Genomic DNA, 23761 nt, shown 5'->3' with positions numbered 1-23761 from the left:
TCCTGCCCAAAAATAATAAAAAAGGCAAAAGCAATAGTGAGTAAGCATGAAATCAATAATAATAGATAGTATTAACCTACACTTTTCTGAATCCAAATCCATTCTGCAAGTAGCGAAAGATAATAACATTGATATTCCTTCTCTTTGCGGTCTCAATACTCGTGGTGAAAAAGTCCCTTGTGATGTGTGTGTCGTTGAGATAGATGGCGAGATTAAACGGTCCTGTGAAATAACGGTTGAATCCGGCATGACTATTACTACACAATCTCCAGCCCTCACCATCCATAGACAAACCGCATTAAGTAACATTCTTTCCGACCACTACGCAGATTGCTTAGCACCTTGTCAAACCGCTTGTCCTGCTGGGGTGGATGTACAATCCTACCTCCATTACATTGCACAAAACGAACACACCAAAGCGGTTGAAGTCATTAAGCGAACTTTACCTATGCCACTCTCTATTGGGCGTGTATGCCCAGCATTTTGTGAAACAGAGTGTCGGCGAGGACTGGTCGATGAGCCTATTGCCATTCGTCAATTAAAACGCCATGCCTCTGACATTGATTTGCACTCACAAGAGAGTTATATCCCACCACAGAAAGCGGCGAAAGGTAAAAAAATTGCCGTAGTCGGTAGTGGACCTGGCGGACTGACTTGTGGTTACTACCTAACCAATGAAGGGTATGAAGTGACTGTACTTGAATCGATGCCCGCTGCCGGTGGTTGGTTACGATATGGCATTCCTGAATATCGTTTACCAAAATCTATCTTGGATAAAGAGATAGAGATCATGTGTAAAAATGGCATGAGTATCGAATTGAACAAAAAACTGGGTGAAGATTTTAGCCTCAGTCAATTGACCCAAGAGTTTGATGCTGTCTGTATGGCGATTGGTGCCTCTCAAGCGGTCGACATGAAATACGAAGGCAGTGACTTAGAGGGTTGCTATCTTGGTGTCGATTACTTAAAAGATTTCACAACGGTACAGAGTTATACCACGGGTAAAAAAGTGGCTGTGATCGGTGGTGGTAATACCGCGATAGATTGCGCCAGAACGGCAGCAAGAACAGGTGCTGATACCACCATTATCTATCGTAGAACCCGCGCTGAAATGCCAGCGGAAGATTATGAAATTGTAGAGGCTGAACATGAAGGGGTGAAATTTCACTTCTTAACCAATCCAGTAGAGAACATTGCAGACAGCAGTGGTCGAGTGTCAGCCATTAAGCTAGAAAAAATGGCGTTGGGTGACGCTGATTCATCGGGTCGACGTCGTCCTGAACCAACGGGCGAATATTTCACTGAAGCATTTGATACGGTCATCCCAGCGGTATCGCAAAAACCCGATGTGAGTTTCTTAGAAAGTGAAGAGCTTGATCTGCCACTAACCCGTTGGTTAACGGCGGACGCTAATGATGACACCATGCACTCTGGTATCAATAATATCTTCTGTATTGGTGACTTTAGACGCGGACCGGCGACGGCAGTTGAAGCTGTTGCTGATGGACGTATTGCCGCTGAAGCGATAGACCGATTCTTTAACGGCGATATGGAAAATATACCGGTTAAAGCGTTTAACTCGCAGAAAGAGAAGAAAATCTCACAAGTGGAGGCGACACAGTATCAGAACATCGTGAAAGTGATGCGTAAAGTGATGCCTGAACTTACGACCGCTCAGCGAGAGCAGAGTTTTGAAGAAGTTGAAACTGGGTATGATAACCAAGATGCCATTGATGAGGCTGCGCGCTGTTTAGAGTGTGCCTGTCAGGTGAACACAAACTGTGACCTTCGCGACCTTGGTACCGAATATAAGGTAGAAAGTGAGGATCTATTTGCTGAAGATCGTAAAAAGTTTGCTGTCGATGACTCATCAGAATTTATCGTATTTGATAGAAACCGCTGCATCAGTTGTGGGCAGTGTGTTGATGTGTGTAATGAGACCAACGTTCACAGCGTAATTCAATTTGAAACCAATGAAGATGGAAGCAGTGCAGGACGCCCACAGTGCCGTCCAGGCTTTGATCGAACATTTAATATGGGTGATTCGAACTGCGTACAGTGCGGGGCATGTGTACAAGCTTGTCCGGTTGGTGCTCTAGTGGATGCAAGAGACAAATCGCAAGGTCGCGTCGAGATGTTACGTCAAGTTGATACCATCTGCACCTACTGTGGTGTGGGTTGTAAGTTGACCATGTTTGTCGATGACGCAAAAAATAAGATTCGTTATGTACAAGGCAGTAATAACTCACCAGTCAACGAAGGCATGTTGTGTGTGAAAGGGCGTTTTGGCTTTGACTTTATTCAGAGCAAGCAACGTCTGGATGTGCCACTGATTCGCAAAGATGGCGTGTTACAGCCAGCAAGCTGGGAAGAAGCGATTAAACTGGTTGCTGATAAGTTCAGTACTATTAAAGCAAGCAAAGGCGGTAACGCTCTAGCTGGGTTCTCCTCAGCAAAAACCACAAATGAAGATAACTACGTGTTCCAGAAATTGGTGAGAAGAGAGTTTGAAACCAATAACCTAGACCACTGTGCAAGACTCTGTCACTCCACAACGGTAACGGGCCTTGAAGCGTCATTAGGCAGCGGAGCTATGACCAATGATATTCCGAGCATTAAACACTCGGATGTTATTTTCATCATTGGTTCAGACACGACTTCTGCCCACCCAATTATTGGTTCGCATATTAAGCAAGCTATTCGTCACAATGGCGCTAGACTGATTGTAGCGGATCCGAAAAAAATCAAGATTGCCGATGATGCCTTACTCTATGTGGCGCAACGACCAGGAACCGATGTGATGTTGCTGAATGGCATCATGCATCAAATCATTAAAAATGGTTGGCAAGATGATGCATTTATAGCAGACAAGTGTGAAGGCTACTTTGAGCTAGAATCTGAAGTATTGGATGACAAGTACTCAGCAGACAATGTCGAACTGATTACCGGAGTGCAAGCGAAAAACATTATTGAAATGGCTCGCTTAATTGGGACGGCAGATAAAACGGCTATCTACTACTCTATGGGAATCACGCAACACACCACAGGGCATGACAATGTACGCTCGGTGGCTAACTTACAGTTGCTGTGTGGAAATATTGGTATTGAAGGCGGAGGGATTAACCCACTTAGAGGACAATCAAATGTTCAAGGCGCCTGCGATATGGGGGCGTTACCTAATAATTATCCTGGTTATCAGAAACTGAATAAACCAGAAATACAGGAAAAGTTCGCTAAAGCATGGGATTCAGACACACTACCAAAAGAAGAAGGGTTAACGTTAACCGAAATCATAGAAGGCGCGTATCAAGGCTGCGTCAATGGTTTGTACGTGATGGGGGAGAATCCAGTACTGAGTGATCCTAACCAAGCTCATGTTATCGAAGCATTAGAAAAAATCGATTTCTTAGTGGTACAAGATATCTTTATGACTGAGACTGCACACTATGCTGATGTGGTTCTTCCTTCGTTTTCTTTTGCAGAGAAAGCCGGGCACTTCACGAACACGGAACGTCGTGTCCAACGGTTAAATCCTGCACTGCAAGCTCCTGGCGAAGCACGCGAAGACTGGAAGATTATTCAAGACATTGCGAATGCTATGGGTGGGAAGTGGAACTACCAATCAGTCGCAGAGATTACCCAAGAGATTGCAGATGTGACACCGCAATACACTGGCATTACTTGGGATCGCATTGGTGAAGAGGGGATTCAGTGGCCATGTCGTGAAGTTGACGGTGATGGTACGCGAATTATGCATGCAGAGAACATTCTACGTGGTAAAGGGCAATTTACGGCGATTGAGTTTAAATATGCCGCTGAAAGACCTGATGAAGAGTACCCGATGGTATTGACTACTGGACGTTTGTTGGAGCAGTATCATACAGGAACCATGACTCGTAAAACCAAAGGGCTCAACAACCTTGCAGGTCCAAGAGTTATGATTTCAGTCGAAGATGCTGAACGTTTAAATATTGCTAACAGTGAGATGATCAGAATTACTTCACGTAGAGGTGTTATTGAGACCCCTGCATTTGTGACTAAGCGGATGCAAACGGGGGTAATATTTGTCCCGTTCCACTTTGCTGAAGCTCCGGCGAATGCATTGACATCAAGCAGTAATCTTGACCCATATGCCAAAATACCTGAATTTAAGGTATCGGCTGCACGTATTGAGAAACTTGAAACCGTCGACGTATAACGGTTAAAAGCAAATAAAAAAAGCTGCCAATAATGGCAGCTTTTTTATTATGTAGAGACCGTGATTAACTCGCAGTGATGTTGTTAGGTACGTTGCTCTTTGGTTTATCTTCACGTTGTGTTAGCCAATCTGAAGCTCGTTGTTGTTGCTTTGCTAGGTTTTTTGGGGTCAATTTTGAGGCAATAAAATCGCGATAGTGTGCTGCATCGGGATAGTGGTTACTGGCGGCAATATCAAACCAAAAATAGGATTCATTCATGTCTTGTTTAATACCCTTACCATTGAAATAGAGGAAGCCAAGGTTCCGTTGAGCGACTGCACTGCCCAGTTCAGCGGCTTGAACAAACAAGGCTTTTGCTTTTTCAGTATTTTGTTCCACAGCACTGCCTTTTAAATACATATCAGCAAGATTATTGGCCGCTTCTGCAGAGTCGAGTGCTAAAGCATGGGTATACCACTGTATGGCGATTGTTGGATTTTTTTCCATACCAAGCCCTAATTGGTACATTTTTCCAACGTTATAGATAGCTTCAGGATGGTCATTTTTTGCAGCCGTACGGAACCATATTAGGGCGTGGTCATAGTTGGTGTCAGTTCCAATACCTTTTGCATACATGGTTCCCACTCTATTTTGAGCGTCTACGGATCCTGCTTTAGCCGCTTCAATAAAAGTAGTTAACGCTTCAGATGGCCTGTTTTGGTCGTAAAGTATTTCTCCAGCAACAAAGTCGCTGTGGGCATCAGCAAGTAGATTAAATGACAAGGCTGTTAATGCTAGGAATAATGAGATCTGTTTTTTCATAATAAACACTTCTAAAAAAGGAAAAGGCTCACATCGTAATGAATAAGAGGACATTATAGAGAAATAATGGCATGGATTGTAAGCAGGGTGTTAAATGTACTTTTTTGAAAGCATCTCGCGTTTACATTGATAATTGACACGAAATTGTTAATAAAAAAAAATCCACGTTTATACTAGGCTATCTACAGGCAGTTTTTCGTCACAATCGATCATTATTTAGTAAACTGGGGCACAATGAATCAAAAATTTACCGCATACTTCTTTGTGCTTCTTATTGCCGCAACCGTTATCTCTTTAGTGAGTTATCACTATCTCTTTAATAAAACCTATGTTCTCAATGGTTCATCTCCCAATAAAATGGTGGTCAATACCGATCAAGATTATGGCGGAACGTCGAGAGGGACACTCAAAAAAGAGGGGGACTCCCTTGTTCTGGAGTGCGACATTAAATCGGTTCATACCTCACCCTATTGTGAAGTTGCTTTTAAAATTAGCAGCAAAGATAAGTCTATTGGTTACGACCTCTCTAAATTTAAATCGATAGAGTTTGATATTGATTATCAAGGACCTAAAGGGCAGTTAATTCGACTGTTTGCTCGTAATCACAACAAAACGTACAGTACTGACGACCCTCTCTCAGACAAGTTTAATCAGATGGAGTTTGACCCTGATTATATGGTTCCTGGCAAACGTACCCCCCTTGACTATTTTAACGTTCCAAGCTGGTGGATCAACCAATTTACTAACCGATTGGAAGAGACAGGGGTGGACTTCAGTAATACGGTTTCTATAGAAGTTGGCATCTCTGGATTCGATGCCAACATAGTGAGTGCGGGAAACTACATCATCAAAATTAACAGCATCACTTTTCATGGGAAATGGATACCAGAAGATGAGATTCTGTGGTTTATCCTCTCAGTATGGGTGGCGTTTGGACTCATTTACATTAGCACGACAATCTATATGATGCACAACGATTTGAAGGAAGTTGAGCATAAAAAACAGCTATTGAAAAAAGAGATTGTGAAGTTGGAAGAGAAAGTTGCCATAGATCCTTTAACCGGGCTGCGTAACCGCAATGGAATTGAAGAGTTATACCAATATTTTTCAGAACAACAGCTACAGGGAACGAGAATTACGATTGCCATGGCGGACATCGACCATTTTAAGAACATAAATGATCAATATGGTCACGCAATAGGTGATGAAACCTTAGTCGAATTTAGCAAGGTGATGACGCAATCATTACCTGAATCGACGTTGGTAATGCGATGGGGAGGGGAGGAGTTTCTTATTATTTTTGAAGGTATCTCTTTTAGTCAGGCACATCAATGCACCAATCAGCTGAGAAAAAATGTTGAAAAGCATACTTGGCCAAAACAGATAGACGTCACCGCGTCGTTTGGCTTAATGAAATACGAGGGAAGTCCAATGGAAGAGTGCATTATCAAGGCAGATAACGCACTCTACAGAGCAAAGAAAAATGGACGTAACCGGGTTGAGGTAGAGAGGAGAGTGTCAAATCAGTAGTGGTTTAGAGTAAGATATCTTGCTCTATAGGGTGGAACACGGATGCAGCATCTATAAGGGATTTAGCGGTGAGTGTTTCTACCCCGTAGACCTCAGTATTGACACTGTATGTTTGATTAATACGCTCTAATAGAATGTCGAAGTCACCATCTCCCGAGAGCAGGACAACGCTATCAACTGTTGGAGCTAGCTCCATGATGTCTACAGTGATGCCTACATCCCAGTCCCCTTTCGCTGAACCGTCACTACGTTGGATAAAAGGTTTTAGTTTGACGTCAAAGCCTATGTGTCTTAATGCATCTTGAAATTTAATTTGCCCATCATCAGCACGAGCAATTGCATAGGCAGTGGCCGATACAATCTCTCCCTCATAACCTAAACGATCCCAAAATTTTCGATAGTTAAATTGTCGCCCAAAAGCTTGTCGGGTGGTGTAATAGATGTTCTGTACATCTACAAAAACGGCAATTTTCTTCATAGTGCTCTCAATGCAATTTTAGTAGAGTTATAGTAATCAACTGTCTGATCTTTTACAGCAAAAAACGTATTTATTTTTATCCTCTTAGTCCCACTCTCTTGACGGTGTACATTGTTCGCAGCGCCAAACTTGCTTGGCAACACCCAATTTCGCTTTTATCCATACATTGGTTGCTCCGATAGTCTGCTCACACAGCGCCATCTGCTGGCAAACGCTGCACTGTTGCCATTTTGATTCAGGGCTAAATGACACTGAGAGTGGTCGAGAACATTTTTCTTGATAGGTGTGCATATGCTTATCCAATGAACAAGAAGATGAGATAACTGTATATTCATACAGCTCTATTTGCAACCTCTTACCTATCTAGTTAATTGTAGATTAGTTAAGTGCTTCACTGTTTGAGCCATTAACAAATACATTAGTAAACTTTATAACTACAATAGCCGTAATAAAACAGCACCATTTGCCAAGCAATAGGAAGAGTGAATCTGTGTTTGATAATAAGAAGATTATTGTTGTTGATGATGACCAAGAGATCCGAGAGTTATTAGATGAGTACCTTACTAAACAGGGCTTTGATGTAACACTTGCTGCTGAAGGTGTTGAGTTAACAGAGCACTTAGGCCGTTTCATGCCGGATCTCATCTTAATGGATATCATGATGCCCGGTGATGATGGATTTGTACTGTGTCAGAAAATTAGAAAAACCTCTAATGTTCCTATAATTATGTTAACCGCTGTTTCTGATGAAACGGATCAAATTATTGGCTTAGAGATTGGAGCTGATGATTATGTTGCTAAGCCCTTCAGCCCAAGACAACTGTTAGCGAGAATTAAAGCCGTTCTTAGACGAGCAAACCAGTCAGACTCTGAATCGGCCTCAACCGTGCTGGAATTTGATTGTTGGTCATTAAATACCGTTTCACACCGTTTACATCATCAAATAAGTGGTAAAGAGGTAGAGCTCACAGGCAGTGATTTTTCACTGTTGATGCTGTTTCTTACTCACCCTAATCAGATTCTCGATCGTGACAAAATCTCAAACACCACCAAAGGGCGTGATGCGCTACCTTTAGAGCGTGGGATTGACGTTCAGGTAAGTCGCTTACGGCAACAGTTAAATGATAACGGGAAAAATTCCAAACTGATCAAAACGGTAAGAGGGGCGGGGTATCAATTCTTAGCCACCGTTAAACATGTTTAAAAATCTTGATATTAATGCAGCGTTAACCAGTGTGCGTCCAAGTTCGTTAGTTTCAAGAATGCTGTGGTTGACACTGCTTTCCGTTTTTCTCGCTCAATTCATTGCCACCGCTATTTGGTACAGTCACTCTAAAGTGAGGGAACTTGAAGGCTTAGAGTCCGCGTCGACAAGCATGGCTCTAAGTTTTACCTCTACCGTGACCTTTTTTCAGTCTCTTCCAATTGAGTATCGTCATATTGTACTTGATCAGCTTCGTAATGCGGGAGGTACACGTTATTTTGTCTCTTTTAACAAAGAGGAGATCGTTATTGAGCCGTTTAAATCGACTCAATTGAAAGAGGCAGCGATCAAAACTTTTAAAGAGGTGTTAGCGGAAAAACTGCCCCGTCAAAAAGTGATAAAAGTGGAGTTTTCTAGACCTGAGGAATTACACATATTAAAAAACGATATTTTACTCAGTGATCTACCGAGATCATGGGCACACCATACCCTATCTTTAGAACCGTTTTATCCACCCATTTTAGTGGTACAGTTTGAATTAGATACCAATGAATGGATTTATATTGCAGCTGTGTTGCCTGCCCCATATATGATGTTATCTGATGATATATTAACGACACAACAAGTGTGGTTTTTTGGATTTATTACTGCTCTATTGTTGCTGTTTATTTTTATTATGGTGCGATTACAAACGAAACCGTTAAAACGACTAGCACATGCTGCAAACCACCTCAGTATGGATATCGACCAAGCGCCATTACAGGAAGCGGGTGCAACGGAACTGATCACTGCGACCAGAGCATTTAATCGAATGCAGTTACGCTTACGCCGCTATATTCAAGATAGAGAACACCTATTCAGTGCCATTTCCCACGATTTAAAAACCCCCATAACACGTTTACGCCTTCGTGTTGAATTGATTGATGACCCTATGAAAGAGGCTAAATTTACCCAAGATCTTGATGACCTTGAGATGATGGTCAAAGGGGCATTACAGTGTGTAAAAGATACTGATATTCATGAAAATATTATGGAAGTCGACATTAAGACACTGCTGAATTTCATCGCGGAAACCTACAATAATAAGCACGAGAGAGTGTCGATCAGAGCGAAATCCATCAAACCATTGCAGTGTAAGCCACTTGCACTGAAACGCTGTTTATCAAACTTAATCGATAATGGCGTTAAGTACGGAAGTTCAGTGTTTGTTGATGTGAAAGAGAACGGGGATTATCTTTTAATCACCATTGATGATTGTGGTCCGGGCATACCAGAAAGTGACTTAACTAACGTATTTGAACCATATTATCGGATGGATCACACTAAAGAGGGACACGGGCTAGGTTTGGGCATTTCGAAGAACATCATTCGCGGCCATGGTGGTGAACTTAACATCTCTAACGTGCGCACTGGAGGGTTACGAGCATCGATATCCATTCCAAGGGTAGTGAATGAGTCATAATGTAACGCAACTGTTACAATTTTACATCACTCTGTTACAGCACAATTCGATTTATTCCTTACACTGAAGGTATCAGTGTTATGTGTTGATACAAACCCTACGGATGGAAGAGAATAATGATGAATAGTAAACATACTCTCAAAATAGTTACGTTAGCCAGCTCACTCATTTTACCTATGACAGCAGTATCGGGCGAAGTTGAAGTCCTACATTGGTGGACTGCCGGTGGTGAAGCAAAATCAGTGGCTGTTCTTAAAGAAATGATGGAACAACAAGGGCATAGCTGGAAAGATTTCGCCGTTGCGGGTGGTGGCGGTGAAAGTGCCATGACGGTGCTGAAAACTCGCGCAGTTTCGGGTAACCCACCTTCAGCAGCACAAATAAAAGGTCACGATATTCAGGAGTGGGGAGATTTAGGTTTCTTGACGTCACTGGATGATGTGGCTACAAAAGAGCAATGGGACTCAATTTTACCCGCCGTTGTCACCAAAGTAATGAAGCACAAAGGCGATTACGTAGCCGTGCCAGTGAATGTACATAGAGTTAACTGGTTATGGGCCAATCCAGAAGTTTTAGAGAAATCAGGCGCGACGGTTCCGACGTCGATGGATGATTTCTTTGTCCAAGCAGAAAAAATTAAAAAAGCGGGTTATATCGCATTGGCACACGGTGGACAACCTTGGCAGGACGCAACTGTCTTTGAAGCGGTGGCGTTAGATGTTCTCGGTTCAGAGGATTATAACAAAGCCTTCGTTGACCTTGATATGACAGTGCTTTCCGGTCCAAAAATGGTAGAAGTATTTACCAAGTTTAAAAAAGTGCATGACTATATCGACAGTAACTCTCCTGGCCGAGATTGGAATGTCGCTACCTCAATGGTGATAAATGGCGAAGCGGCTATGCAGATCATGGGAGATTGGGCAAAAGGTGAATTTAGCGCGGCGGGTAAAGTGCCGGCTAAAGATTACATCTGTGCACCATCACCGGGTACGGATGGCCAGTTTACGTTTAACATCGATAGTTTTGCCTTCTTTGACCTTGGAGATAAAAGTAATGAGCAAGCGCAGAAAGATCTGGCGAAAACTATTCTAACTAAAGATTTCCAAGAAGTCTTTAATCTTAATAAAGGGTCAATACCTGTACGTTTAGATATGGATATGTCTAAATTTGATCAGTGTGCTCTTGACTCAATGGCCACCTTTAAATCCAGTGCAAAAAGTGGTGATTTAGTGCCAAGTATGGCGCATGGACTGTCAACCACCAGTTATGCGCAAGGGGCTATCTATGATGTTGTTACCAACTTCTTTAATGATAAATCCGCAGACCCAACCAAAGCAGCAGATAAGTTAGCTCGAGCGGTTAAATCTGCAATGTAAGCACTCGTTGTGTGAATAGCAGTGTGATGGTTAGGCTGAGATAGCCTAACCATCAAAATTTCAACAATGGAGCAAATAGAAATGGATAGGGCCTTTAGCAAACCTAAGGCGGGCTTTCGTCTGTCCGACAGGTTACAGAAATGGTTACCACAGTTAGTCATGGCACCTACGATGATAGTCACCGTTGTCTGTATTTACGGTTATATTTTATGGACGGCAGCACTCTCTTTTACCAACGCTCGTTTCCTGCCAGCCTTCAATTTTAAAGGTACCCTCCAATACGAAAAGTTGTTAGAGAATGATCGTTGGTTAACCTCGTCACTCAACTTAGCGTTATTTGGAGTACTGTTCATCATCATCTCCCTAGCATTAGGGGTATTGTTGGCCATTTTCCTTGATCAGAACATTCGACAAGAGGGGGTTATTCGAACCATTTATCTCTACCCAATGGCGTTATCATTTATTGTGACGGGAACGGCATGGAAATGGATATTAAACCCTGGGTTAGGGGTTCAGAAGTTGGTAAGAGACTGGGGATTTGGGGATTTTACGTTTGATTGGTTAGTGGATTCGGAAATGTCGGTTTATACCCTTGTCATCGCGGCAGTGTGGCAATCCTCTGGATTTGTTATGGCCATGTTTCTGGCAGGTTTACGCGGCATAGATGATTCGATTATTAAAGCAGCACAAATGGATGGAGCCCCCTTAACGACAATCTATCTCAAAATCATTCTTCCCTGTTTGAGACCCGTTTTTTTCAGTGCAGTGATCATCACTTCGCACATAGCGATCAAGAGTTTTGATTTAGTGACTGCTTTGACATCAGGTGGGCCGGGATACTCTTCGGATTTGCCCGCACTGTTTATGTATGCGCACTCATTTACACGAGGTCAAGTGGCATTAGGTGCGGCCAGTGCCATGATGATGCTTGGCGGAATATTGGCTATTTTAGTGCCATATCTCTACTCAGAGCTTAGGGAGAAGCGCTCATGATCACATCAAAAACGTTAGGACGCGTATTTATATACAGCGTGCTCTTGGTATTTTGTGTTATCTATTTAATGCCACTGTTTGTGATGGTGATAACGTCATTAAAAACCCTACCGGACATTAAATCGGGTAACTTAATCTCATTGCCACAGGAGTGGGTATTCGGTGCTTGGGACAAAGCGTGGTCAACAGCCTGCACAGGGGTAAAGTGTGAAGGTATAAAAGGGTACTTTTGGAATTCATTTCAAATGGTTATTCCCGCGGTTGCTATTTCAACCATCTTAGGCGCTTTCAATGGATATGTGATCAGTAAATGGAAGTTTAGAGGCTCAGACTTACTGTTTAGTCTTCTACTTTTTGGTTGCTTTATTCCATTCCAAGTCATCCTCCTCCCTATGGCGGCAACATTAGGGAAGTTAGGATTGGCCAATACCACAATGGGACTGGTGATGGTACATGTGATTTATGGCTTAGCTTTTACCACTCTGTTTTTTAGAAACTTCTATATATCGGTACCCGATGAGCTGGTAAAAGCCGCTAAACTCGATGGTGCAGGTTTTTTTACCATCTTCTTTAAAATCTTGTTACCAATATCAACCCCAATTGTCATGGTCACAGTCATCTGGCAATTTACCGCGATATGGAACGATTTTTTGTTCGGTGTGGTGTACTCCGGCTCAGAAACGCAACCCATTACCGTTGCATTAAACAATTTAGTGAATACCAGTACAGGGATCAAAGAGTATAACGTAGATATGGCAGCCGCAATTATTGCCGCATTACCGACTTTGGTGGTGTACGTACTTGCAGGTAAGTACTTTGTTCGTGGTTTAACAGCAGGTTCAGTAAAAGGATAGAATCATGGCAACGTTGCAAATGAAACAGATAAGAAAGACGTACAGAAATGCAGGCCAAGAGACGTTGAAAGGGATTGATATCAGTATTGAATCGGGGGAGTTTCTGATACTCGTCGGCCCTTCAGGCTGCGGAAAGTCCACCTTGATGAATACCATCGCTGGTTTGGAAGAGATAACCTCAGGTGAAATACTCATTGATGATATCGATGTTGGACAAGTTGAGCCGAAAGATCGTGATATTGCAATGGTGTTTCAATCCTATGCGTTATATCCAAACATGACAGTTAGAGGCAACATAGAGTTTGCACTTAAAATACGTAAAATGGATAAAGCGATTATTGCGCAAGAGGTTGATCGCGTTGCGACACTACTGCAGATAGAAGAGCTCTTAGATAGAAAACCAGCGCAATTATCTGGTGGGCAGAGGCAGCGTGTCGCGATGGGTAGGGCATTAGCAAGAAAGCCTAAAATCTATCTGTTTGATGAGCCGTTATCTAATTTGGATGCCAAACTAAGGGTTGAAATGCGTACGCAGATCAAACAGTTGCATCAAAAACTTAATACCACCATTGTCTATGTGACCCATGATCAAATTGAAGCGATGACATTAGCAGATAGAATCGCCGTGATGAAGGATGGTGAGTTGCTACAGCTTGGGACACCGAAAGAGATTTACGACACGCCTAATGATATGTTTGTTGCCGGATTTATGGGATCACCGTCGATGAATTTTATCGAGATAACGGTGACTCTTAATGAGAAGGAACAACCAGCAGCTTACGTAAATACAGGATCAAAATTTCCTCAACAGATCAGATTACCCATGATGTTACGTGAGCGTGATGGCGAACGTGTGGTGATGGGGATCCGCCCTGAAAATATCACTGAGATGAAGTCGTCCAACCACTCAGCTAACTTAACCTCGATTTTGGATTTGAAGGTGGATGTTTTAGAACCAACAGGGGCAGATACCATTGCTATTACTCAGATGGAAGGGAAAAAATTGGCGTGTCGAATCTCTCCTGAATGCAATGTTAAAATAGGGGATAAAATGAGTGTGGAGTTGGATGTAACCAAGGCCGTATTCTTTGACCCTGAAACCACCAAACGCTTATAAAGAATGCGTTGAGTGAGAGAAAGCAACTATACGCTCTCACTCTATATACATGCCCTCGAAGTGAGCCTCTTGATGTGATGGCTGCATCATATCAACTTAAATACATAACTCGAATAACTCAACCAAAATAATTACTACGATCTTTATCACCACTCAAACCAAGCCGGAAGGGTCTGTAAAATATCGAATTAATGACAATGATATTGGCCTAAGGGGAACGATTGGGTCGCCGAGTGATAAAAGAATAATTGACGGTAAATTGACGCAATGATGATATTTTGACGTGATTTATCCTGAATATTATGCACAATCATTTCTGTTACAATCACTAAAGTGTTAGCTACGTCAACACTTCGCTCCCAATCTTAAGCGTTAAGTATTGTATTAAATTATGGCTATGAAATAATTATTCAATAAACCAAAGCAGTAACGAAGAAGGACAAAACCTTTATATGTGGCACTCATTATTACTACTTTCTGATGACAAAAAATTGGTGACCTCGCGGATCCCAGAAGACTTTACCATGGAGTCTGAACTCGACCGTGTTGGACTCGATCTTGAGTTAGAAAAAATGGGTGTACAAGATTATCTCATTAATGAAGGCAATATAAATTTATTCATTTTTGACCTTAAAAACGGCAGTCAAGATGACGGCATTATAATTGCTGAGCGTAAAGATGCTGAACTCTCTCTTGAACTCTCCGAAGACCAAATGGTTGCAACTATGCAGGTGGTTGGTGCCTACGGTGGAGACGCGCTAACCGGGGCCAAATTGGTCAAAGTGATTTCTGAGAAGAAGATTGCGAAAGGGATCAGTAAAAAAGCCCTACAAAAAGTGATTTTGCAAAGTCGTATACTCAAACCGGGCGAACTCTATACACATGTTATCGCTAAAGGGCAGCCTGCTATTAATGGTGAAGACGCGACGTTCTTACCTATGGTAAGTGATGTACGTGAACAGGTAAGGCAACCACAGGAGTTGGAAGATGGCACGGTAGATATGCGTGATTTGGGTGAAACCATCACGGTTGAAATCGATGATCCTCTTATGAAACGACAGCCGCCAACATTTGGCTCTCATGGTTTTAATTTGATCGGTGATGTTCTTTCACCAACCCCAGGCGAAGATACCGATTTTAAACCGGGTAAGGGGACCAAAGTATCGAGTGAGAACCCTAATGTACTGGTAGCGACGGTTGCGGGTATGCCTTGGTTAGAGAGCCGAGGTGCTTTTGTTGATGACACCTTATGTTTAAAAGCTGTTGATATCACCACTGGGCATGTCAAGTTTAAAGGGAGTGTGATCATTAATGGCGATATTACTCCGGGCATGAAAGTGAGAGCGACAGGAACGATTACTGTCGGAGGCTACATTGAATCTGCGGATGTACAAGCGCATGGAGATGTAATCGCGTTGAGAGGGATTATTGGCCATCAAGTAGCTGAAGGAGAAGAGTACTCCTGCTTCGTAAAAGCGGCTGGAGAGATCACGGCCAAATTCGCACAGTTCTCAGATGTACAAGCGGGTAGAGACATCAACTTAACGCTGCACTCTAACCACAGTTATATTAAGAGCGGAAAAAATGTCACTGTGATGGATGCGACCTCTGAACATGGTCTTATCTGTGGGGGCGAAATACATGCTGCAAATAGTGTGACGACGGTTAATTTAGGAACGACAGCAGATACAGAAACTCGTATTTTTGCTTTTACTGATTACCGAAAACATAAAAAGCAGATAGGGCGATTCAAAGAGGTTTTTAAGTCGGCTCAAGAGGAGACGATGGAGGTGGTTCGTTCAGAGTTAAACCTTTCAAAATTGCCAAAAGAAGAACGAAGTGATGAATTAGTCGCTAACGTCGCCGAGATGAAAAAGAGCAATAATGAATCGATAGCTAAAGCGATGCGTCAGCTAAAACTCAAAGAAGAAGATCTTAACCAACGGCTTAAAAAGAATACCATCACAGTAAAGAACAGGATCTTCCCGCGTGTTTCAATGCAGTTTTCGGAAGAGGTCTTTATGACAAAAAGGGAATATGGGCCAACAAGAATAAATTTCAACGAATATGAAATCATTTTGGACCCAATAAAAACAACCTAATGCACTCTAGCCATAAATCTATGGTTAATGTTCAATCCAACCGTGTGAGCATGCTACTGCTCGACACCAGCCTGAATAGCGTCTTTCTCGCTTCTCTTTATCACCATCAGGAATAAAGCGTTGCTCAATTTCAGCACGGTCTTTTACTTCATCTAAATCGTTCCAAAAACCGACCGCCAGACCGGCGAGAAAAGCGGCTCCCATGGCGGTAACTTCTTTTGTTTTTGGTCTATCAACATGAATGTCTAATAAATCAGCTTGAAATTGCATCAAGAAATTATTGGTGACGGCCCCGCCATCCACTTTTAAAGAACGCAGTTCAATGTCCGAATCGGTTTGCATTGCATCAAGAACATCTCGGGTTTGATAAGCAATACTCTCTAACGTCGCTCTAACAATGTGATTCGCATTTACTCCACGAGTCAGTCCAAGGATTGCACCTCTGGCGTATGGGTCCCAATAGGGAGCACCGAGTCCAGTGAATGCTGGAACGACGTAAACGCCATTAGACGTGGCGACTTTCTCAGCAAAATACTCACTGTCACTGGCGTCAGAGAGCATTTTCATCTCATCCCTTAGCCATTGAATTGATGCTCCAGCCATAAAGACAGCACCTTCGAGCGCATAACCTACTTCACCTTTTGGACCGCACGCTAAAGTCGTTAATAAGCCATTAGTCGAGCTAACTTTAGATTTTCCCGTATTCATTAAAAGAAAACAGCCGGTTCCATAGGTGTTTTTGGCCTGACCAGCATCGACACACAAATGGCCAAAAAGTGCAGCTTGTTGGTCACCCGCTCGGCCTGCAATAGGGATCCTAGTCCCCCCTTTGCCTCCCAAGTTTGCCATGCCAAATGTCTCAGACGATTTTTTGACTTCCGGCATCATGCTTAACGGAATGTCAAAGGCGTTGAGTAGCTTTTCATCCCACTGTAATGTATTAATATTAAACAACATAGTTCGAGAAGCGTTGGTGTAATCAGTAACGTGTACACGACCTTGTGTCATCTTCCAAGATAACCACGTATCTACCGTACCAAAGAGTAAGTCACCCGCTTCGGCAGAGTCTCTTGCACCCTCAACATTATCAAGTATCCACTTAATCTTAGTGCCAGAGAAGTAAGGGTCGAGAACCAATCCCGTGTTCTGTTTAATGTACTGCTCTAGGCCCTGTTTCTTATAATCATCGCAGATTTGAGCGGTTCTGCGGCACTGCCAAACGATAGCGTTATAAATAGGTTTGCCCGTGTGACGATTCCATACAATCGTCGTTTCACGCTGGTTAGTTATTCCAATCGCCGCTATTTCATCAGAATTGATTTCAGCCTTGGTCATCGCTTCAACTAATGTAGAGCTCTGAGATGCATATATTTCTAGTGGGTCGTGTTCAACCCAACCTGCTTTTGGGAATATTTGAGATAACTCTCTTTGTGCAGAGCTGACGACATTCGCATCATGATCAAAGATAACGGCGCGTGAACTTGTCGTGCCTTGATCTAGAGCGACAATGTATTTTTTTTCTGAAATCATACTAATACCTTGGGAAATGAGTCAAAAAAAGTGGTGAATAGACCCAAGCCTATACACCACATTAATCAGAGTAATTACTTGGTTGCAATTAACTCTTTATAAGGAATCGTTTTTCCTTGAGGTTTCTCGTTTTGAAGCTTCGCTTTTGGTGACCCAGGTTGTGCTAACCAATAAGCAGCATCACGTTCAGGGTTCAGCTTAGGACCACATTCACCTTGAACTTTACTACGCTCTAAACGTTTCATTACTTTGTCTTGAGCTGCAGCTAATCCATCCAGAGCTTTCTGTGGTGATTTCTCGCCACTTGCTGCTTCTGACACATACTGCCACCATAGCTGTGCAAGTTTAGGATAATCAGGCACATTCAAGCCGGTAGGTGTCCACTGCTTACGTGCATCACTACGATAAAACTCAACCAAACCACCCAGTTTAGGCGCAGCTTGTGTCATAGCATCTGAATTAATATCGGATTCACGAATAGGGGTTAGCCCCACGAGCGTCTTTTTCAAGCTAACGGTTTTAGACACAACAAATTGTGCATATAACCATGCTGCATTACGACGATCTACTGGAGTACTGTCTAAGAAGGTCCATGCACCTGCATCTTGATAACCTAGTTTCATGCCATCTTCCCAGTATGGACCACGAGGAGAGGGTGCCATACGCCATTTTGGTGTACCATCTTCATTCACAACAGGTAGGCCTGGTTTGACCATATCAGCAGTAAAAGCGGTGTACCAAAAGATCTGCTGGGCAATTGAACCTTGGGCTGGAACCGGACCAGCTTCACCAAAGGTCATGCCTTGAGCTTCAGGTGGCGCATACTGCTTTAACCAATCAACATATTTAGTGGTTGCATACACGGCCGCTGGGCCATTCGTTGCACCACCACGAGTGACACTCGAACCGACAGGGTTACAACCTTCCATTCGGATACCCCACTCATCAACAGGGAAGCCGTTCGGAATGCCTTTATCACCGGCACCGGCCATAGAGAACCATGAATCGGTAAAGCGCCATCCAAGTGAAGGATCTTTTTTACCATAGTCCATATGTCCATATACACGCTCTCCATCAATGGTTTTAACGCCATTTGAAAAGAACTCAGCAATGTCTTCATAAGCAGACCAGTTAAGAGGAACCCCTAACTCGTAACCGTAGGTTTGTTTAAATTTGGCTTTCAAATCTTCACGTTCAAACCAATCAGCACGGAACCAATAGAGGTTTGCGAATTGCTGGTCTGGAAGTTGCCACAACTTACCATTTGGTCCTGTTGTGAAACTTAAACCGATGAAGTCATTTAAATCAAGAGTTGGAAGGGTGAATTGCTTGCCATCACCCGCCATCATGTCACTGATAGGAACCACTTTTTTATAACGAAAATGAGTACCTATAAGATCTGAGTCATTCACGTATGCATCATAGATATTTCGACCTGATTGCATTTGAGTTTGTAGTTTTTCAACTACGTCCCCTTCCTGAATCAGATCGTGAGTGATCGTGATACCAGTGATCTCAGTAAATGCTTTAGCAAGGACTTTCGATTCATATTCATGAGTTGTGATTGTCTCTGAAGCAACATTGATCTCCATACCTCGAAAAGGTTTAGCAGCATCAATAAACCACTGCAGTTCCTTTTTTTGTTGCTCATTGGTTAATGTAGAAGGGCTAAATTCAGATGACATCCATTTCTGTGCGGCATCAGAATATTGATCAGCCCAGCTTATGGCTGGTGCTGTTGCTAGTAAACAAGCGATGGTCAAACTCCGGACCGTAAATGTGTTGTTTTTGTGCATTTCCTTGCTCCTTTGAGTACATTTATTGTGTTTCATTTTTAAGGATTAACCCCATTTCATCAGTGAACCTAACCAGATTATGGATAAACTGAAAGGAACCCAGATGCTTAACTCACTAAAGCCAACAAAGCCTAAATGAATAAAAGCGGCGCTTAATAGTCCAATAAAAAGCCTATCTCCTCTTGTCGTGCTTATGGGTAGGAATCCTTTACGCTCAACGCAGGGATACCTAATTTCTAATACCGTCATCGTGACCAGCATTAAAGCGATTGTGCTGAAAAATAGGGCTGAAGGTGTTGTCCAAGCCATCCAACTCATAATGTAGTCCTCTTAAATTTTTGAAGGTTAAACACGGCCTAAAGCAAATCCTTTGGCGACATGATTTCTAACGAACCAAACAACCAAAATACCCGGTAAAATAGTCAGTACGCCGGCAGCAGCCAGGACACCCCAATCAATGCCTGATGCACTGACGGTTCGAGTCATTACCGCCGAAATAGGTTTGGCGTCTACTGACGTTAATGTTCTTGCTAATAACAGTTCGACCCAACTGAACATGAAACAGAAGAAGGCAGTAACGCCGATTCCTGAACGCACTAATGGAAGAAAAATTTTGATAAAGAACTTAGGGAAACTGTAACCATCAATATAGGCAGTCTCATCGATCTCACGTGGAACACCAGACATAAAGCCCTCTAGAATCCACACCGCAAGCGGAACATTAAAAAGACAATGAGCTAATGCAACCGCGATGTGCGTGTCAAACAGACCAACGGATGAGTAGAGTTGGAAAAATGGCAATAAAAATACAGCAGGTGGCGCCATTCTATTGGTCAATAGCCAGAAAAACAGATGCTTATCGCCGATAAAACGAAAGCGTGAAAAGGCGTACGCTGCCGGTAGAGCGACTGCTAGGGTAATGATCATATTCATCATTACGTAGGTCATTGAATTGACATATCCCATGTACCAACTCGGATCTTGGAAAATGGTGAGATAGTTATCAAATGTCCACTGCTGCGGAAACAGGCTAAAGCCACTCAATATCTCCTGATTGGTCTTGAATGACATGTTCAGTAACCAATAGATAGGTAACATCAAAAAGAGAACATAGACACTTAAGCCGATAGTTTTACGCTTGTTCATAATTCGCCTCTTTTACTGTTTCTGAGTGTGAGTCATTGCGGTGTAAAACACCCAGCTAACTAACAATATGATGAGAAAGTAGATAATGGAGAAAGCAGCAGCAGGCCCAATATCAAACTGACCGATGGCCATTTTGGTTAATGTTTGGCTTAAAAATGTGGTTGAGTTACCAGGTCCACCGCCAGTTAATACAAAAGGTTCGGTATAGATCATGAAACTGTCCATAAAGCGCAGTAAGATCCCAATCAACAACACACTCTTAAGCTTAGGTAATTGAATGTATTTGAAAGTAGCCCAGCTAGAGGCACGGTCGATACGAGCAGCTTGATAATAGGCGTCTGGAATCGCTTTGAGTCCTGAAAAAGAGAGCAGAGCAATAAGGGAGGTCCAGTGCCAGACATCCATCAACAACACCGTAAACCATGCGTCTAATGTATTACCCGCGTAGTTATAGTTGATACCTAAATTGCTCAATGTCCAGCCAAGTAGTCCGATGTCCGCTCGTCCAAATATTTGCCAAATGGTCCCAACAACATTGAGGGGGACAAGCAGTGGAATGGCTAAGATAACTAAGAAAAAAACCGACCCTTTTCCTTTTGGCATCATCAATGCCACTAAAATCCCAAGTGGAACTTCAATCAACAAAATTGTAAAAGAGAAGATAAACTGACGAATCAGCGCCCCTTGAAGTCGTTCATCATTTAAGGTGTCTTTGTACCACTCAACACCAACAAAATAGGCGGTGTTGCTATCAAAGATATCTTGAATTGAGTAGTTAACCACCGTCATGAGTGGCACGATTGCACTAAAAGCAACCAAAAGAAAGACGGGCAATACCAGTAACCATGCCCAGTTATTATGTACTTTATCCATGACTCACTCCTTCAGTGGTCGGCGCTTGATGAGGAACTCGATACTCATCTAAATAGAGCATTAACCACTGCTCAGGAAAGCTGATATAGGCAGTGTGTTCAGGGACTTTTTGATCCTCTTGTAGACGGGCTTTAAGTCGCTGTCCTCCTAGCAGTAGACTCACTATTTTATAGGTGCCCAAATCTTCAATATGGGTTACTTCTGCTTTAAAAGCATCGGGGTGCGGGGTTTCCCAGACATGGACGAACTCCGGTCGAATTCCCAGCTTAATGTTGTCTGTTGCTGTTGAAGAAAGAACTGAGTTGTAATGGTTACTTAAAGGTATCTGTATGTCAGCAAAACTAACGCCTAATTCACTAGGGCTGACTTCGAAAAAGTTCATACCTGGACTGCCGATAAAATAACCAACGAAAGTGTGATTTGGAGTTTCAAAAAGCTCTCTAGGAGGCCCAAATTGCACCACTTTACCGTCGTACATAACAGCAATTTTGTCGGCAAAGGTCGAGGCTTCTAATTGGTCATGAGTGACATAAACCATGGTGACATTAAACTGCTGGTGGATCTGCTTGAGCTTGCGACGTAACTTCCACTTCAGCTGAGGATCAATCACTGTTAAAGGTTCATCAAAGAGTATGGCGGTAACGTCGTCACGGACCAAACCACGTCCCATAGAGACTTTTTGCTTTTGATCAGCGGTGAGTTGATTAGATTTTTTCTTTAACACTGAGGTCAGTTCAAGAACATCTGCAATTTCGGCCACTTTAGTGGCAATTTTTGATTCTTCCACCTTCATGTTTCGTAGTGGGAATGCCAGATTGTCATACACTGACATGGTGTCATATATGACTGGGAACTGAAAAACCTGGGCAATATTGCGTTCTTGCGGTGACACTTCATTCATGCGAACGCCATCAAAAAGCACCTCTCCATCCGAAGGTTGTAACAAACCTGATATGATGTTGAGTAAGGTGGACTTTCCGCAACCAGAAGGGCCGAGGAGAGCATAAGCCCCCCCATGCTCCCAGGTATGAGTCATTTCGGTGATTGCATACTGTGCTTGGCTGCCTTTGTGTTTCTCATAGGTATGAGCTAAGCCATTTAACTTAATTTCTGCCATGATGATTATCCATATACTCGATGACTAGGGGCTTGGATTAAATTTTCATCCGTGCCGAATACGTACAGTTTGTGAGTTGGGATGTAGACTTTAATGACATCGTCAACATCGTATGCGTGCACCCCAGAGAGGTGAAGCACCAGATTGAAGTGTTCATTTCTGACGTGTAAAAATGTTTCAGATCCACTGATTTCTGCCACTTCAACGGTGACAGCCACTTCTAAATCATCATCGTTTTTGGGTAGTAAACTTAAGTGACTTGGGCGTATACCAAACTGGTAATCACCTTGTTTTAAGTCGTTTAAGTCTTCATTAAGCGGAAAATGAACAGTGTCATCGAAAGTCACTTCAGAGTTGGTCACACTGCCGTTGAGTAAATTAATTGGCGGTTCATTGAAAAGGGTAGCCGCAGTGACGTTATTTGGAGTGTGATACACCTCTGTAGTCACGCCAGATTGAATGACTTTACCTTGATGCAGAATAGTGGTGGTTCCACCCAACGCAAGGGCTTCATTAGGTTCTGTCGTGGCATAAAAAGCCAAAATATTTCGTTGCTGAAATAGTTCACGCATCTCTTGTCGTAACTCTTCACGCAATTTGTAGTCCAGGTTAACCAAAGGCTCATCGAAAAGAATGATCTCTGAATCTTTTACTAGAGCACGAGCCATGGCAGTTCGCTGCTGCTGTCCACCAGATAGTTCTAGAGGGAGGCGGTCTAAATAAGGAGTAATTCTAAGCATCTCTGCTGTTGAGTGTACCCTCTCTTTGATGACCGCTTCTGACATACCCGAAAGACGCAAAGGAGAAGCAATATTTTCAAAAACGTTTAAATTTGGGTAATTAATAAATTGCTGGTACACCATTGATATGTTTCGTTTGCGAACCGCTGTTTTTGTTACATCAATACCGTTCATGAATATTGAACCTGATGTTGGCTTATCAAGTCCTGCAATTAATCGCATGAGCGACGTTTTCCCAGATAAAGTTCGACCGAGTAGCACATTAAAAGAACCCGCTTCAAAGGTGATGTCAGCGTTGTCGATATGTACTTCACCATCTACTGTCCGGCAGACTTGTTTAAGAGTTAAAGACACGTTTACTCTCCATTCGTTTAATTACCATTCCATGTTTATCATGCCCTTGGTTTCGTACGAAACCAAAATGCTCGAATTAGTTCATAGTA

At 42.7% G+C, this 23761-nt stretch carries 19 protein-coding genes; 9 read left to right on the top strand and 10 right to left on the bottom strand.

Annotation, left to right across the window (positions count from 1 at the left end):
* Window positions 1-46 precede the first annotated feature (46 nt).
* Window positions 47-4198 (top strand): formate dehydrogenase subunit alpha, encoded by a 4152-nt coding sequence (gene fdhF / locus L4C32_RS02405; RefSeq protein WP_428195255.1) that lies wholly within the window; start codon window positions 47-49, stop codon window positions 4196-4198.
* Window positions 4199-4262: 64 nt separating this feature from the next.
* Here fdhF and L4C32_RS02400 read toward each other — a convergent pair whose 3' ends face one another.
* The gene (locus L4C32_RS02400) at window positions 4263-5000 is read right to left on the bottom strand and encodes a tetratricopeptide repeat protein (protein WP_428195254.1); all 738 of its coding nucleotides are present in this window, start codon (window positions 4998-5000) and stop codon (window positions 4263-4265) included.
* A gap of 234 nt (window positions 5001-5234) precedes the next feature.
* Here L4C32_RS02400 and L4C32_RS02395 point away from each other — a divergent pair, with 234 nt between their 5' ends.
* Window positions 5235-6530, top strand: coding sequence for a GGDEF domain-containing protein (locus L4C32_RS02395; protein WP_428195253.1), 1296 nt, complete (start codon window positions 5235-5237; stop codon window positions 6528-6530).
* A 4-nt stretch (window positions 6531-6534) separates the two neighbouring features.
* Here L4C32_RS02395 and L4C32_RS02390 read toward each other — a convergent pair whose 3' ends face one another.
* A complete protein-coding gene (locus tag L4C32_RS02390) occupies window positions 6535-7008 on the bottom strand; it encodes a LabA-like NYN domain-containing protein (RefSeq protein ID WP_428195252.1) in 474 nt (157 codons plus the stop codon).
* Window positions 7009-7092: 84 nt separating this feature from the next.
* The gene (locus L4C32_RS02385) at window positions 7093-7299 is read right to left on the bottom strand and encodes a hypothetical protein (protein ID WP_428195251.1); all 207 of its coding nucleotides are present in this window, start codon (window positions 7297-7299) and stop codon (window positions 7093-7095) included.
* 199 nt (window positions 7300-7498) lie between these two features.
* On the opposite strand from L4C32_RS02385, the gene L4C32_RS02380 reads away from it, so the two are divergent.
* The 7 genes from L4C32_RS02380 (at window position 7499) to L4C32_RS02350 (ending at window position 16116) form a co-directional block, all read left to right on the top strand.
* Window positions 7499-8212: a response regulator gene (locus L4C32_RS02380; protein WP_428195250.1), complete on the top strand. Its 714-nt coding sequence runs from the start codon at window positions 7499-7501 to the stop codon at window positions 8210-8212.
* Complete coding sequence (locus tag L4C32_RS02375) at window positions 8205-9674, top strand: ATP-binding protein (protein ID WP_428195249.1); 1470 nt, start codon at window positions 8205-8207, stop codon at window positions 9672-9674. Before L4C32_RS02380 ends, L4C32_RS02375 begins: the two co-directional genes overlap by 8 nt.
* A gap of 176 nt (window positions 9675-9850) precedes the next feature.
* Complete coding sequence (locus tag L4C32_RS02370) at window positions 9851-11050, top strand: ABC transporter substrate-binding protein (RefSeq protein ID WP_428195294.1); 1200 nt, start codon at window positions 9851-9853, stop codon at window positions 11048-11050.
* Between the two features lie 81 nt (window positions 11051-11131).
* Entirely contained in the window at window positions 11132-12043 is a 912-nt protein-coding gene (locus tag L4C32_RS02365) for a carbohydrate ABC transporter permease (RefSeq protein ID WP_428195248.1), read from the top strand.
* Window positions 12040-12897, top strand: coding sequence for a carbohydrate ABC transporter permease (locus tag L4C32_RS02360; RefSeq protein ID WP_428195247.1), 858 nt, complete (start codon window positions 12040-12042; stop codon window positions 12895-12897). The genes L4C32_RS02365 and L4C32_RS02360 overlap by 4 nt, the downstream gene beginning before the upstream one ends.
* 4 nt (window positions 12898-12901) lie before the next feature.
* Window positions 12902-14014, top strand: a complete 1113-nt coding sequence (locus tag L4C32_RS02355; RefSeq protein ID WP_428195246.1) for an ABC transporter ATP-binding protein — start codon at window positions 12902-12904, stop codon at window positions 14012-14014.
* Between the two features lie 452 nt (window positions 14015-14466).
* Complete coding sequence (locus L4C32_RS02350) at window positions 14467-16116, top strand: flagellar assembly protein A (protein WP_428195245.1); 1650 nt, start codon at window positions 14467-14469, stop codon at window positions 16114-16116.
* A 24-nt stretch (window positions 16117-16140) separates the two neighbouring features.
* Here L4C32_RS02350 and glpK read toward each other — a convergent pair whose 3' ends face one another.
* From glpK to L4C32_RS02315, 7 genes are all read right to left on the bottom strand, one after another.
* A complete protein-coding gene (gene glpK, locus L4C32_RS02345) occupies window positions 16141-17643 on the bottom strand; it encodes a glycerol kinase GlpK (protein ID WP_428195293.1) in 1503 nt (500 codons plus the stop codon).
* Between the two features lie 77 nt (window positions 17644-17720).
* Window positions 17721-19442 carry an ABC transporter substrate-binding protein gene (locus tag L4C32_RS02340; protein WP_428195244.1) on the bottom strand — a complete coding sequence of 574 codons (1722 nt, stop codon included), beginning with the start codon at window positions 19440-19442 and terminating at the stop codon, window positions 17721-17723.
* Between the two features lie 45 nt (window positions 19443-19487).
* The gene (locus L4C32_RS02335; protein ID WP_428195243.1) at window positions 19488-19760 is read right to left on the bottom strand and encodes a DUF2160 domain-containing protein; all 273 of its coding nucleotides are present in this window, start codon (window positions 19758-19760) and stop codon (window positions 19488-19490) included.
* A 27-nt stretch (window positions 19761-19787) separates the two neighbouring features.
* Entirely contained in the window at window positions 19788-20588 is an 801-nt protein-coding gene (locus tag L4C32_RS02330; RefSeq protein ID WP_428195242.1) for a carbohydrate ABC transporter permease, read from the bottom strand.
* A gap of 12 nt (window positions 20589-20600) precedes the next feature.
* Window positions 20601-21461 (bottom strand): carbohydrate ABC transporter permease, encoded by an 861-nt coding sequence (locus L4C32_RS02325; RefSeq protein ID WP_428195241.1) that lies wholly within the window; start codon window positions 21459-21461, stop codon window positions 20601-20603.
* Window positions 21454-22578 (bottom strand): ABC transporter ATP-binding protein, encoded by a 1125-nt coding sequence (locus tag L4C32_RS02320; RefSeq protein ID WP_428195240.1) that lies wholly within the window; start codon window positions 22576-22578, stop codon window positions 21454-21456. Before L4C32_RS02320 ends, L4C32_RS02325 begins: the two co-directional genes overlap by 8 nt.
* Before the next feature lie 5 nt (window positions 22579-22583).
* Window positions 22584-23672 carry an ABC transporter ATP-binding protein gene (locus L4C32_RS02315; protein WP_428195239.1) on the bottom strand — a complete coding sequence of 363 codons (1089 nt, stop codon included), beginning with the start codon at window positions 23670-23672 and terminating at the stop codon, window positions 22584-22586.
* Window positions 23673-23761 lie beyond the last annotated feature (89 nt).

Origin of the sequence: Aliivibrio kagoshimensis (genome assembly GCF_050337105.1) — a bacterium.
GTDB classification, from domain to species: Bacteria; Pseudomonadota; Gammaproteobacteria; order Enterobacterales; family Vibrionaceae; genus Aliivibrio_A; species Aliivibrio_A kagoshimensis.
This window is presented reverse-complemented; position numbering and strand designations above follow the sequence as displayed.

Coding starts and splice junctions, on each gene's coding strand:
- L4C32_RS02325 (WP_428195241.1), bottom strand. CDS start 21,461: ATGGATAAAGTACATAATAACTGGGCATGGTTACTGGTATTGCCCGTC.
- L4C32_RS02350 (WP_428195245.1), top strand. CDS start 14,467: ATGTGGCACTCATTATTACTACTTTCTGATGACAAAAAATTGGTGACC.
- L4C32_RS02355 (WP_428195246.1), top strand. CDS start 12,902: ATGGCAACGTTGCAAATGAAACAGATAAGAAAGACGTACAGAAATGCA.
- L4C32_RS02365 (WP_428195248.1), top strand. CDS start 11,132: ATGGATAGGGCCTTTAGCAAACCTAAGGCGGGCTTTCGTCTGTCCGAC.
- L4C32_RS02360 (WP_428195247.1), top strand. CDS start 12,040: ATGATCACATCAAAAACGTTAGGACGCGTATTTATATACAGCGTGCTC.
- L4C32_RS02370 (WP_428195294.1), top strand. CDS start 9,851: ATGACAGCAGTATCGGGCGAAGTTGAAGTCCTACATTGGTGGACTGCC.
- L4C32_RS02385 (WP_428195251.1), bottom strand. CDS start 7,299: ATGCACACCTATCAAGAAAAATGTTCTCGACCACTCTCAGTGTCATTT.
- L4C32_RS02400 (WP_428195254.1), bottom strand. CDS start 5,000: ATGAAAAAACAGATCTCATTATTCCTAGCATTAACAGCCTTGTCATTT.
- fdhF (WP_428195255.1), top strand. CDS start 47: ATGAAATCAATAATAATAGATAGTATTAACCTACACTTTTCTGAATCC.
- L4C32_RS02335 (WP_428195243.1), bottom strand. CDS start 19,760: ATGAGTTGGATGGCTTGGACAACACCTTCAGCCCTATTTTTCAGCACA.
- L4C32_RS02390 (WP_428195252.1), bottom strand. CDS start 7,008: ATGAAGAAAATTGCCGTTTTTGTAGATGTACAGAACATCTATTACACC.
- L4C32_RS02330 (WP_428195242.1), bottom strand. CDS start 20,588: ATGAACAAGCGTAAAACTATCGGCTTAAGTGTCTATGTTCTCTTTTTG.
- L4C32_RS02320 (WP_428195240.1), bottom strand. CDS start 22,578: ATGGCAGAAATTAAGTTAAATGGCTTAGCTCATACCTATGAGAAACAC.
- L4C32_RS02395 (WP_428195253.1), top strand. CDS start 5,235: ATGAATCAAAAATTTACCGCATACTTCTTTGTGCTTCTTATTGCCGCA.
- L4C32_RS02340 (WP_428195244.1), bottom strand. CDS start 19,442: ATGCACAAAAACAACACATTTACGGTCCGGAGTTTGACCATCGCTTGT.
- L4C32_RS02375 (WP_428195249.1), top strand. CDS start 8,205: ATGTTTAAAAATCTTGATATTAATGCAGCGTTAACCAGTGTGCGTCCA.